The organism is Microbacterium sp. UCD-TDU (assembly GCF_000340625.1).
GTDB classification, from domain to species: domain Bacteria; phylum Actinomycetota; class Actinomycetes; order Actinomycetales; family Microbacteriaceae; genus Microbacterium; species Microbacterium maritypicum.
Genome location: NZ_AOSO01000005.1, coordinates 166,143 through 177,789 on the forward strand (window position 1 = coordinate 166,143; position 11,647 = coordinate 177,789).

An 11,647-nucleotide genomic window follows, 5' to 3' on the forward strand; every position below is an offset into this window, starting at 1 on the left:
CGGATGGAGCGGGAGCCATGGTAACCGTCGACACGCGTGGCAGGATGAAGGCATCGCTGCTCGACGAGAGGATCGCCATGTCCCATCCGGACATCACCACGCATCAGACGCAGGGTGAGAAGAAGAACATGTCGCTGCTCATCAGGGGCTCTCTGTGGATCGCCATCGGTGCTCTGATCGCTGCGGCTCTCGTGTGCGTGGTCTGGGTGCTCGTCGGAGATCAGGACGGTCTGATCGGTCGGGCCTTCCTCACGATCCTCCTGCTGGCGGCTTTCGCGGGGATCGCGATCCTCGAAGCAGGGCTTGCGCCGAATCGCCCCGACTGGCTGCAGCTGGCGAGCATGGTGAGCTGGATCGTCGCTCTCCTCGTCGGTGCTGTGAAGATCTGGCTGCCGGAGGACGGCTTCTACTTCGGCGCGGAGCGGTTCTTCCAGCTGCTCCTCGTCATCGGAATCCTCCAGCTCGCCCTGCTGCATGTGCGCCTGTTCACTCCGGCCGCGCAGAGACATGTCACGACGTTCACGCGCGTCATCTACATCGTCACCGTCACGTTCCTCGTCGGCCTGGTCGGCATGCTCGTGTTCTTCCTCGCCTTCCCGAACACCTTCGAGTACGGCGAGCTGTACTGGCGCATCGTGGTCGCGCTCACGATCCTCGTGGCCGTCGGCACGACGCTGATCCCGCTGCTGAACGCGCTCTTCGCGCCGAAGAAGAAGACGCCTGCCGATCGTGCGGTGGCGGCGGCGCCGGCGTGGCCCACCTATGCAGACGGCATCACGCCGCTCCCTGCTCTTCCCGACGCGACTCCGGATTGGAACGCCTACTACACCGGGTATCCGACCGTCGCTCCGCAGCAGGCCCTCGGTCAGGTTCCCGCCTCGGCCTTCCCGGTCGCGCCCCAGCCCCTGCCCCCGCAGCCTGCCCCGCCGCTCCCGGCTGCCCCGCAGTTCGCGCAGCCTGTCGTACCTGCACCCGTCGCTTCCGGAGAGCACCCGGTGCCGCCGGCGCCGACCGCCGCGCAGCCGACGGCATCTCCTCAGGAGTCGTCGCCGGCCTTCCCGCCGCCTCCGCCCGCCCCGCAGCACCCTGCACAGTGACACTCGAACTCGAACTCCGCGAACTCGCCACCGAGATCGCTGAGGAAGCCGGACGACTCGCGCGCACACGGCGACAGGAGGGCGTGCGCCTGGCGGCCACCAAATCGTCCCTGGCCGACATCGTCACCGAAGCCGACCGAGAGGTCGAGGCGCTGATCCGCGCACGTCTTCGTGCAGCACGAGCCGACGATGGGTTCCTCGGCGAGGAGTCGGGCGCCGAGGTCGGCAGCAGTGGGATCACCTGGGTCGTCGATCCGATCGACGGCACCGTCAACTATGCCTACGGCATCCCGGCGTACAACGTGAGCATCGCCGCCGTCCGGGGTGAACCCGACCCGGCGACGTGGGAAGCGCTCGCCGGGGCCGTCAACGCGCCAGCACTGGGGGAGACGTTCACGGCTGCCCGCGGCCACGGCGCGTGGGTGAACGGGAGCCGGCTCGCGGTGACCGCCGCGACCCCGGCAGGCGCTCTGCTCGCGACGGGGTTCGGCTATGACCCCGCCACCCACGAGGGGGACATCGCGACCGTGGCCCGAGTCATGCCGATGGCCCGTGACCTCCGTCGCATGGGCGCTGCGGCGCTCGACCTCGCGTTCGTCGCGGCCGGACGGCTCGACGGGTACTTCGAACGAGGACTCCGCCCCTGGGACTTCGCCGCCGGCGCCCTCCTGGTCGAGGAGGCGGGTGGCGTCGTTTCGCGAATCGACGTCGACTCCCCGCGTCCGATGCTGATCGCGGGTGGACCCGATGTGCACGCCCGAATGCTCGCGATCCTCGACGAGAAACCGTGAACGATTCATGGCATTCCCAGCCTGGTCAGGGTAGGGTTTACGGGATCGTTACTTTCGCCACCCGAAGGTGAAAGTCAAAGTTTGCGCCCCCCGAGCTTGACGCACGACCGAGAGAAACGCTTTGCCCTTCGAGAATTCCCAGGCTGCCTCTGCGCCCACGCGCCGGTCCAGCCGACTCCGCACTGCGGCCTCTGAGGCCCCCGCGGCGGGACCGACGGCACCCATTTCTGCCGCGGAGTCCACCGTTATCGCCCTCGCTGCCGTCGCTCCTCTTTCCCGACGCGCCGCCCGTCAGCGCCAGGCGCCCGACGAGGTCGCGGCCGAAGCGCTGATCGAGCCCTTCACGGCGGCGAGCCCCGAGCCGATCATCGCCGATGTTCCCGCCGTGCCCGTCGCGGCCGAGAACGTCGACGAGACCTTCGAGCTCGTCGAAGCCGACGTCGAAGCTGAAGAGCCTTCCGAGCCGATCGAACCCTCAGCTTCTCCCGAAGACGCCCCGTATGCCGTTTCCGGGAATGACGACGAGGTCGATGCTTTCGAGCGCGCATCCCGCGCCTTCCGCACCACCGGTTCGGTTCCGAGGGTTTCCGCCGCCGCCGACCCGTCGCAGCCGGAGCAGGGGGCGAGCGACGAGCCTGTCGCTTCCGCGCACGTGGCGCCTCGTCGTCCTCGCAGCATCCGTAAGGCCGTCACGTTCGGCGCGACCGTCGGCGTGATGAGCCTCGCCGGTCTCCTCGCGGTGTCCATGACGCTCCCCGCGGAGGCCGTTGCCGGCGTTCAGGGAGCCTCGGCGGCATCGATGTCGTTGGTCTCCTCCTCCGCGGCCGCCGCGAAGGACGCCGCCGACGACGAGATCCAGGCTTTCGTCGCCCCGTCCGGTGTCGAGAGCGAATCGCTCACTCGCGCCGATGACTTCAGCACGGTCTCGCTCGCCGAGGTCGCGGCAGAACAGGGCATCAACTACTCGGGTGAGATCTTCACGAACGACCCGGACGCCGCGATCCAGTGGCCGTTCCTCGTCGGCGTGGGTATGAGCTACGGGTACGGCATGCGCAGCGGCCGCCTCCACGAAGGCATCGACTTCGTGCCCGGCGACGGGGCCCCCATTCAGGCGATCGCCGACGGCACGGTGCGCATCGCGACCGAGCAGGGCGGCGCCTTCGGTGTCACCGTCTACATCGACCACGTCATCGACGGTCAGGTCATCACGAGCCACTACTCGCACATGCAGTACGGCTCCCTCAACGTCAAGGCCGGCGACACGGTGAAGGTCGGCACCGTCGTCGGCAAGACCGGCAACACGGGCCGTTCCTACGGCGCGCACCTGCACTTCGAGCTCATCGTCAACGGATCGACCATCGACCCGATGCCGTGGCTCAAGGAGAATGCCGGTCGAACGTCGTACTGACCGGCTCGATTTCATGAGGACGCCACAGTGATGGTATTCTCGTACGGTTGCCCCGCGAGGGGCAGCACGCCCCGATAGCTCAGTGGCAGAGCACTTCCATGGTAAGGAAGGGGTCGTCAGTTCAATCCTGACTCGGGGCTCGCAAGCATTCTTCTCACGCGGACGGATGCCTCGCGGCAGGGTAGCTCAGCTGGTTAGAGCGCACGACTCATAATCGTGAGGTCGCGGGTTCAAGCCCCGCTCCTGCTACAGATCAAAACCCCTGGGATTCCGGGGGTTTTGTCATGTGCGGGCGACGTACTGGCACGGTGGCGGCTGTGCCGGGCTTGTGCCGGTTGAGGCGTCGAGAACAGATCGCACTGGCCCGTCATGGATCCGCCGAGGTACACTTATAGTACGGCGGGCAGTAGCCCTCGGAGCCTGGCAGTCTTCCGGACGGTAGACGAGCCAGGCTCACGTGTTTCTAGAGCCGGGTGACCCGGGACTCCACGATCGCATCGACGCGACGGATCCAGTCACCGCCGTTCGAGTAGCACCAGGCGACGGCATCACTCACCCAGAGCAGCGGATGCTCGTGCGGCGCGACATGCCGATACTGCATCTCCGATGATCCAGCACGGCGGATCGCATCGGCGATCAGACGTCGATCGGCACGTTCGAGGGACTCATCTCGTTCGATGATCAGCTGCGCTACTCCAGCGCTCACGGCTGCTTCGGCGAGTGCGCCGAGGGTCAGTGGCCGCGACTCTTTGTCTGACCGCTGCTTGACGACCCACACGGACACGCGGACGTCGAGACCGCACATGCGCGAGAGGATCTGGCGGCGTCGACTGTCACTCTCACTCTTGAAGTGGATGCGTCGCTGGCCGGGCTTGAGGAGATCTCGCAGCGCCCGATCAGAGGCTTGCACATCTCCGACCACAGAGGCGGTCGCAACGACGTAGTAGCCTCGCGCCTTCGACTCATCGACGTAGACGCGGTCAGCAGGGCGGAAGCTCACACTTCAACCGTAGACTGCAAGTCTGACCTTGCTCGTGGCGGCATGCGCGACTTGTTGATACCTACGGAGTCGGGAGCTGTGAGAACTTTCTTTGCTCTTTCAAGGCCGGCCTCCGGCCGACCGCGCCGCCTGCGGTGCGTCCGGTCCTCGCTTCGCTGCGGTCCGGGCGCTCCTCGGCAAGGCGCTTCCATGGCCGCGGCCTATTGCGATCTAATGTCCGAAGCAACCACCATAATCAAGCGCACACCGGCCAGCGCCGATTGGAGGAGCCATGGTTTCGCATGATGCTTCAAGCAGCGCAATAGGTTACCTGTACCAAGTTCGCTGGGCACTACTAGAGTTGCTGCGCGGGGCACGCGAACGGCCAGACATGGCGCTTACGCTGGAGAAGTTCGACGACGTAGCGTGGGAGGACTCGGGAGGGGATCCCCAAGCGCTCCTTCAGCTAAAGCACCACAAGCACTCCAACGGTTCACTGACGGACAAGAGTGCTGACGTTTGGCGGACGCTGAAGGTGTGGATGGATGACCCGCAACTTCGTGATGTCAGCGGACCGGATCTGTCGATCGTGACCACCGCCATTGCGCCCGTGGGTATGGCGGCGTCGTACCTTCGACGCGACGGACGAAATGTCGCCAAAGCGGTGGAGCTCCTAGATGAAGCCGCAAAAAGCTCCAAGGAGAAACACCACACGTCCGCTGCGCGGGCACAATGGCTCAGACTCTCAGATGCTGACCGGATAGGAATCGTCCAGCGCACCTACGTGCTCGACGGCCATCTACCGATCGAACAGCTAGACGCTGCCCTCGAAGACGCCCTCTGGTTTGCTGCTCCACAGGGGCGTACCGCCGATTTTCTCGCTGTGCTGGACTCATGGTGGATGGGAGTCGCGATCGATCTGTTGCGCAAGGCGCGCAGGTCAATACGCGCAGATGAGCTCAAGGCGAAGCTCGATGACATACGGGACGGGTTCCACCCCGACAACCTTGTCACCACGGTTCCTCGTGTCGACGGTACTGATGTCATGGATCAGTACGGGGAACGAGCGTTTGTGACCCAGCTGTACTGGATTGATGCCACACCGGTGGCGCTCAAGCGTGCGGTGGCTGATTTCCATCGCGCGGTGACGCAGACGACCCACTGGGTAGATCGAAATCTCCTAGAGATGTCTGAATTTGATGAGTTCAAGGACGCGTTAATGGACGAATGGGAGCTCGCATTTGACGACATGATGCAGGATCTGCCTGAGGAGGCCAGCGAGGGCGACAAGAAAAAGGCCGGCGCTGCGCTGTATCGACGTCTGCGGGATTCGACTGCGGTGCAAGTGCGTCCGCGCTATACGGAGGAGTTCTATGCGCGGGGCATCCGTCACGAGTTGGCGGACGGGTGCAGGAAGGGCTGGCACCCAGATTTTGAAGAACTCGTCCAGGCCCTGACGATAGGGAACGACTAATGGCCAACGCCTCTAGTGGCCCCTCGACTATGGAACTCGCGAACTGGGAGAACCGATCGTGGGTCACCGCAAACATGATCAACCCTGCGTTTGTCGCAACAATCCTCGTAGCCGCGACTGAGATGTACGAGAACGAATCGGGCGATTGCATGCCCTGGGAGCTTGTGTTTCTTGCAGCGCCGATGGCGTTGCATCGCGACACGCGAGAAGCTTTGCCGATCCGTATCAACTCGTACGCATCAAAGTGGGTCACTGAGAACAGTGCGCTGCTGGCTTCACTTCCCAAGCGTGTTGTGAGCATGCGTCCCTACACGAGAGAGGGCTTGCGTTACGCGCTCCGCGCTGGATCGCTCGAAGTGGTTGAGGGCGATCGATTGCGTGGTCGGTCGGCCTGGAAGCTAGACAAGGATCGCGACGCAGAGCTTGCTTACATCATCCAGCGAGCAGCCTTTCTTGGACGTTGGTTTGCAGCGGCTGGATCTCCCGCAACCCTGTATGCGCTGTTTGGTGTGACACCATGATGCTGTGCAACTGATCAGTCTCGCTCTGTACCACTCGGATGGTCGTCGTCGTCCCGTCGACTTCAAACCCGGAAGCCTGAACATCGTGACCGGGTTCTCGAAAACTGGAAAGAGCGCGCTTCTGGACATTGTTGACTTCTGCCTCGGGCGCGACGACGCTCCGATTCCGCGGACGAAGGTGTTCCGTTCGGTCGCATGGTATTCGACGCTGTGGGAGTTTGCCGACGGCTCACGGGCGATGCTCGCGCGCCCAAAGATTAAGCCCGGCAACAGCTCGATTACTCAAGCTATGTTGCAGCTCGGCGGGCCTGAGCTTGGCTTGCCAGCCTTCGAGGACCTATGGGCGAACACGGATTCGAACAGTATGCGCGATCAGATCTCCGCGAGACTCGGCATCGACGGTGCACGCCTCAGTCCGCCTGAAGGGTCGACGAAGACCCCGTTCAAGGTTGGCCTCGGTCAGGCAGCGATCTTTCTCTTCCAGACGCAGAACGAGATTGCTAACAAGTCGCTCCTGTTCCACCGCCAGGACGAGTCTGGGATGCGGGATTCGATCAAGGACTCATTGCCGTTCTTCCTTGGGGCCGTCAAGGGTGACCATGCAGAGAAGCACCAGCAGCTTCGCGCAGCAAGACGCCTGCTACGACGATCAGAGATTGCGCTCGAAGCGGCCGAAGCCGAGGCATCCGAGCATGACAGCCAGATGCAATCACTCCTAGCTGAAGCATTCGCGGCTGGACTCGTTGATGTGGACAGGGCGCCGACCACCGAGATTGCCGTGGAGGTCTTGCAAGGTGTGCTAACTGCTGCACCTGTAGACGCTGAGCCGAATATTGACCTCCGAACCCAGGACCATCACCGCAAGCTGAGGTCAGAACGACTTCGACTTCGTGCGGACATTGGTCGCCTTCTTGACGACCGAAGTGCGCTCTTGGAGTCAACCGCGACTGAGGGCAGCTACGAAGCAGCGATCGCTCAGCAACTCCAACGTCTTCGAAGCGTGGAGCTCATACCTGCTCCGCACGATACGATTGCTGACATTTGTCCCGTCTGCAATCAGACACTCGCGGACGCTGATCCCACAGTCAGCCAGCTAACCTCTCGTCTCAAGGACCTCTCCAACGAGCTCGAAACGATGGCGTCGGTGCAACCCGGACGAGAGCGGGCGCTGTCTGAGCTCGGTGTAGAGATTCAAGAAGCTCGTGAGCGTCTGACTGCTGTCGAGGAGGCTTTGGCCGCAACCGAAGCTGCGACGACGCTGGATGGACCGGTAGTCGATGCCAAGAGGCAGCAATTTGTACGCGGGCGTATCGATGCGACCGTTGGTCGTTTAGCGATGCGTCGGGATCTCGGCATTGACCAATTGCGTGAGGCGGCCGCGACCGCGCGGTATCGAGTCGAAGCTTTGGAACGCGAACTGGATGATGACGCTGCCCGTGAGCGGCTGATGTCAGCGCTCATCTCCTTGGGGCGGAAGATGACCAAGCTCGCCCAAGAACTGAACCTCGAGAACTCCGAGGAGAGTGTGCGCCTAGATTTGGCAAAGCTAACAGTGGCGACTGACACGCCAGAAGGCCCTGTTCAGCTGTCGTCGTTGGGCTCCGGGGCAAACTGGCTCGGGTATCATCTTGCTACCCATCTGGCGCTCCACAAAACGTTCGTGGAACAGAACGCGTCCGTTCCTCGAATACTGATGCTCGATCAGCCAACACAGGTGTTTTACGAGTCGAAGCCCAAGGTTGTTAGAGACGAGATCGAGGAAACCGGCGTGCCGGCAGACGAAGATCATGAATCGGTCACGCGCATGTTTAGGTTGCTGCACGACTTCGTGCAGGAGCTCGCGCCAGACTTCCAAGTGATCGTCAGCGATCACGTCGATCTAACGGAAGAGCCGTGGTTCCAGGACTCAATCGCCTACAACTGGCGCGGAGATGCGCTTGTGCCTGCCGATTGGGTTGAAGAGTACTGAGTGCCGGTTCTGTGCCGGTAGCTCTGCTGAAACCACCCTCACTCAGCCGCGACCAACTGTGACCTCTCCCGCGGAATCACGCGGCAAACGGCGACCAACAAGTACTCGTCAGCCCACGGAATCTAACTCATAATCGTGAGGTCGCGGGTTCAAGCCCCGCTCCTGCTACAGATGAAAACCCCGGTTCGCCGGGGTTTTTCTGCTTCCGGCGGAGTTTTTCCCGGCGACCTGCGACCTATTCCGCGGGCGAGTGCGAGGGCTGTGCCCTGGGCGCTCTCGCGACGGGAGGCCACACGACGAGCAGAAAAGCGGCGATCGGGCCGAACAGGAGCGTCAGAAGGAACCACGCCCACGCGGACCTGTTGCGCGTCCGGGCGAATCCGCCGGCGAGGATGGCGACGGTCAGCCACATGGACGACACGACGACCCCGAGGTACTCGACAGTCATGCCCTCGAGGCTACGACGGTGTTCCGACACCTCCCGCAGGTGCCGGGGCGTGTCGGTGGTGTCGCGCGCCCGCCCGCGGCAGACCGGCGGGGGGCCTATCGTGGCAGGGGAATCGATTGAGAACGAACAAGGAGCGGCATGCGCATCGCACTGCACTCGGTGATCGCAGAAGGTGCGATCGACGACTACCGGACCCACCATGCCCGCGTCCCCGATGGGCTGCGGGACCTGTTCGGGGTCGCCGGGATCGAGGATTGGACCATCTGGCGCTCCGGTCGCAACCTCTTCCACATCGTCGAGTGCGAGGACTTCGACGCGGCCATGCGGGTAGTCAACGCCTCGCCGGCGAACGATGCGTGGCAAGCCGACATCGGCCGTTTCGTCGACGGGTTCCACGGGCCTGACGGGGAAGACGGGTTCACTCCGATCGAGCAGGTGTGGGCGCTGTCGACGCAGCGGAGTTCCGAAGGCTGAGATCCGCGCCACCCATCAGTATCTTTTGGATACTAGGAGCGCTTGCGGGTAACTAGAGGGCTTCGGATAGCGTGGCGCGCATGGCAACCACGAACCTTCCGGAGTCCTCTTCCACCCCGCTGTCCCTCCCTGAGCGGATGCCCGCGATCGGCGCCCGCGGCAGCCGTCCCGTGTCGGCCCCCGACGCGCTCAGCGATATCGTCCTCCCCGTACCGAGGCCTGCGGGCCGTGATGTGCTCGTCGAGGTGCAGGGTGTCTCGGTGAACCCCGTGGATGTGAAGGTGCGTGCTGGAGCCCCAACCACGGGGGAGCCCCGGGTCCTCGGGTACGACGCGGCGGGAGTCGTGGTGGCCGTCGGCGATGAGGCCACGCGCTTCGCGGTGGGGGACCGTGTGTACTACGCGGGTCAGATCGACCGCCCCGGCACCAACGCCCGGTTCCATCTCGTGAACGAGAACATCGTCGGGCATGCCCCACGCACTCTCTCGGTCGCCGAGACGGCCGCTCTGCCGCTCACCGTCATCACTGCGTGGGAGAGTCTCTTCGACCGGCTCGCGCTCACCCGGGAGAGCGAGGGCGTGCTCCTCGTGATCGGGGCCGCAGGCGGCGTCGGCTCGCTGATCATCCAGCTCGCGAAGGCCCTCACGCGTCTCGAGGTCATCGCGGTGGCCTCCCGGCCGGAGACCGCGGAGTGGGTGCGGCAGATGGGGGCCGACCACGTCGTCGGCCGCGACTTCGCCTCCGAGGTCTCGGCGATCGCTCCCGCCGGCGTCGACTACGTGTTCACGTCATTCACCCCCGGCAACGTCCGGGCGATCGCCGACGTCATCCGTCCTCGCGGGCAGGTCGTCTCCATCGACGAGACCGGTGGCAGCATCGACGCGCTCAAGGCGAAGAGCGTGACCTGGCACTGGGAGCTCATGTTCACCAGGCCCGTCACCGACCCCGCCGACCACTACCAGCACGATCTGCTGGAGGCCGTCGCCGCGCTAGTGGACGACGGCACGCTGCGCACGACCGTGACGACCCACCTCACGCCGCTGGATGCGGCGACCATGCGTCAGGCGCACGAGATCGTCGAGGCCTCCCGCACCATCGGCAAGGTCGTCGTCACCGACTGGCCCGAGGGGAATCGATCGGCCTGAGGATCGTGGGGACCGCGGCCGCTCGGCATCCGTCAGGCGGCGCGGTCCTCGACGAAGGAGGGGTCGGCGTCGCCCACCCGGCCGCGGATGAAGAAGATCAGCACGGCCGCAGCGACGATGACGACGATATTCCCGAAGCCGGCGAACGCGGTGAGAGCGCCTTCGGCAGGGTGCGCGGTCTGCAGGAAGATGCTCGGATCGGTGCTGGCGTGCAGCAGGATCGGCGCGAGGATCGTCCCGGTGACCCGGAGCGCGAGGTACATCAGGATGCCGAACGCGAAGGTGTACACGAGCTGGAACGCGGTCGCGAACACCGACTGCCCGTTCAGGAGGTTCCCGGCGTGCAGGCCGGCGAACACGGCAGCCGAGAGCACCGCGACGACGATCTCTCGGTATCCGGCCTTGCGGGCGAGGTTCACGACCAGCCCCCGGGTGAGCACCTCTTCGGCGAATCCGATGAGGAGTCCGGCCAGCAGCCAACTGGCCACGACGTCGAACCCGACATCGCCGTAATCGATCGTGGCGAAGCGCAGGATGTTGAACAGGAGCACGACCACGATTGCGATCCACATCCATCCGCGTCCTCGGATCGGCTGCGGACCGAGGACATCGCGCCACCACCCGACCGACGCGATGAAGCCGACGAGCAGCAGGCCGCCGACGACGAGCGGCAGGACGTAGTACACGACGACCGCGGCGGCGCCGGTCGGATCGTCGAGCTGAAGAGCGAGGGGAGTGAACGCGAGCGAGAGCAGGTCATAGAGCACGAAGTACACGGCCGCGAGGACGAGCGCACGCGACCAGCCGCCCTTCTCCCAGAACCTCTTCCAGGGGGACGTGTCTGCGGGGGTCGACATGGGGAGGCTCCAGACCGTCGGCGGGTGGGGGCGGCCGACTACCCGTCAGTTTGACGCACCACGGCGGTCAGCGTCCATCCGGAGGATCCGGCGAGTGTCGCACGGCTCACCCGCGCAACCCCCTCGGGCCACGCGCCGGGGGCAGGTGGGGGATCGGGATCGGACGTGTGGCGCGGGAGCTGTCCTGGAACCTACGCACGGCCTCGAGAACGTCGGCGGCCGAGGAATAGCGCAACGCGAGCGGCAGGTCGCGGCGCCACAGGACCTCGACCTCGGTCGGGGCGTCCTCGAAGATCGTGCAGACGACGCGGCGGTGGTCGTTCTCCGGGTACTGCAGATCGTGGATGGTCCAGTCGGTCGCGCTGACCTCGACCAGCGTGAACCTGCGATCAGGATCGTGCTCCATCATTCTCCTCGCTGTCCCCACCGTGAAGAATGCGGGATCCACGCCCGGAACGGGAGCCCCTTGACAGACGGCGGCCCC

The 11,647-nt window shown here is 64.5% G+C and carries 12 protein-coding genes and 2 tRNA genes; 10 read left to right on the plus strand and 4 right to left on the minus strand.

Annotated elements, in window-relative coordinates:
• Positions 1-17 precede the first annotated feature (17 nt).
• The 5 genes from D514_RS20765 to D514_RS20785 all read left to right on the plus strand — a co-directional run bounded on the left by D514_RS20765 (position 18) and on the right by D514_RS20785 (position 3,545).
• Positions 18-1,097: a hypothetical protein gene (locus tag D514_RS20765; RefSeq protein ID WP_144052906.1), complete on the plus strand. Its 1,080-nt coding sequence runs from the start codon at positions 18-20 to the stop codon at positions 1,095-1,097.
• Positions 1,094-1,888 (plus strand): inositol monophosphatase family protein, encoded by a 795-nt coding sequence (locus tag D514_RS20770; protein ID WP_017828186.1) that lies wholly within the window; start codon positions 1,094-1,096, stop codon positions 1,886-1,888. Before D514_RS20765 ends, D514_RS20770 begins: the two co-directional genes overlap by 4 nt.
• A gap of 121 nt (positions 1,889-2,009) precedes the next feature.
• A complete protein-coding gene (locus tag D514_RS20775; protein ID WP_017828187.1) occupies positions 2,010-3,296 on the plus strand; it encodes a M23 family metallopeptidase in 1,287 nt (428 codons plus the stop codon).
• Positions 3,297-3,364: 68 nt separating this feature from the next.
• Positions 3,365-3,436 (plus strand) — tRNA-Thr (locus D514_RS20780).
• A gap of 35 nt (positions 3,437-3,471) precedes the next feature.
• Positions 3,472-3,545, plus strand: a tRNA-Met gene (locus D514_RS20785).
• A 214-nt stretch (positions 3,546-3,759) separates the two neighbouring features.
• Here the strand turns inward: D514_RS20785 and D514_RS20790 are convergent.
• Positions 3,760-4,296 (minus strand): hypothetical protein, encoded by a 537-nt coding sequence (locus D514_RS20790; protein ID WP_017828188.1) that lies wholly within the window; start codon positions 4,294-4,296, stop codon positions 3,760-3,762.
• 271 nt (positions 4,297-4,567) lie between these two features.
• Between D514_RS20790 and D514_RS20795 the strand changes: the two genes are divergently transcribed.
• The 3 genes from D514_RS20795 to D514_RS20800 are packed head-to-tail and all read left to right on the plus strand — an operon-like array spanning position 4,568 to position 8,239.
• A complete protein-coding gene (locus tag D514_RS20795; RefSeq protein WP_031205345.1) occupies positions 4,568-5,749 on the plus strand; it encodes an ABC-three component system protein in 1,182 nt (393 codons plus the stop codon).
• Positions 5,750-5,778: 29 nt separating this feature from the next.
• The gene (locus tag D514_RS38620) at positions 5,779-6,270 is read left to right on the plus strand and encodes a three component ABC system middle component (protein WP_186004801.1); all 492 of its coding nucleotides are present in this window, start codon (positions 5,779-5,781) and stop codon (positions 6,268-6,270) included.
• A gap of 4 nt (positions 6,271-6,274) precedes the next feature.
• Positions 6,275-8,239, plus strand: coding sequence for a DUF3732 domain-containing protein (locus D514_RS20800; RefSeq protein ID WP_017828190.1), 1,965 nt, complete (start codon positions 6,275-6,277; stop codon positions 8,237-8,239).
• Between the two features lie 235 nt (positions 8,240-8,474).
• On the opposite strand, the gene D514_RS20805 is transcribed toward D514_RS20800, so the two are convergent.
• Complete coding sequence (locus D514_RS20805; RefSeq protein WP_017828191.1) at positions 8,475-8,687, minus strand: hypothetical protein; 213 nt, start codon at positions 8,685-8,687, stop codon at positions 8,475-8,477.
• A gap of 138 nt (positions 8,688-8,825) precedes the next feature.
• On the opposite strand from D514_RS20805, the gene D514_RS20810 reads away from it, so the two are divergent.
• Both D514_RS20810 and D514_RS20815 read left to right on the plus strand, forming a co-directional pair.
• The gene (locus D514_RS20810) at positions 8,826-9,161 is read left to right on the plus strand and encodes an L-rhamnose mutarotase (protein WP_017828192.1); all 336 of its coding nucleotides are present in this window, start codon (positions 8,826-8,828) and stop codon (positions 9,159-9,161) included.
• 80 nt (positions 9,162-9,241) lie between these two features.
• Entirely contained in the window at positions 9,242-10,306 is a 1,065-nt protein-coding gene (locus D514_RS20815) for a zinc-binding alcohol dehydrogenase family protein (protein WP_201764746.1), read from the plus strand.
• A gap of 32 nt (positions 10,307-10,338) precedes the next feature.
• Here D514_RS20815 and D514_RS20820 read toward each other — a convergent pair whose 3' ends face one another.
• Together D514_RS20820 and D514_RS20825 are read right to left on the minus strand one after the other, a co-directional pair.
• Entirely contained in the window at positions 10,339-11,163 is an 825-nt protein-coding gene (locus tag D514_RS20820; protein WP_017828194.1) for a CPBP family intramembrane glutamic endopeptidase, read from the minus strand.
• Positions 11,164-11,269: 106 nt separating this feature from the next.
• Positions 11,270-11,572 carry a hypothetical protein gene (locus D514_RS20825; RefSeq protein WP_236610891.1) on the minus strand — a complete coding sequence of 101 codons (303 nt, stop codon included), beginning with the start codon at positions 11,570-11,572 and terminating at the stop codon, positions 11,270-11,272.
• Positions 11,573-11,647 lie beyond the last annotated feature (75 nt).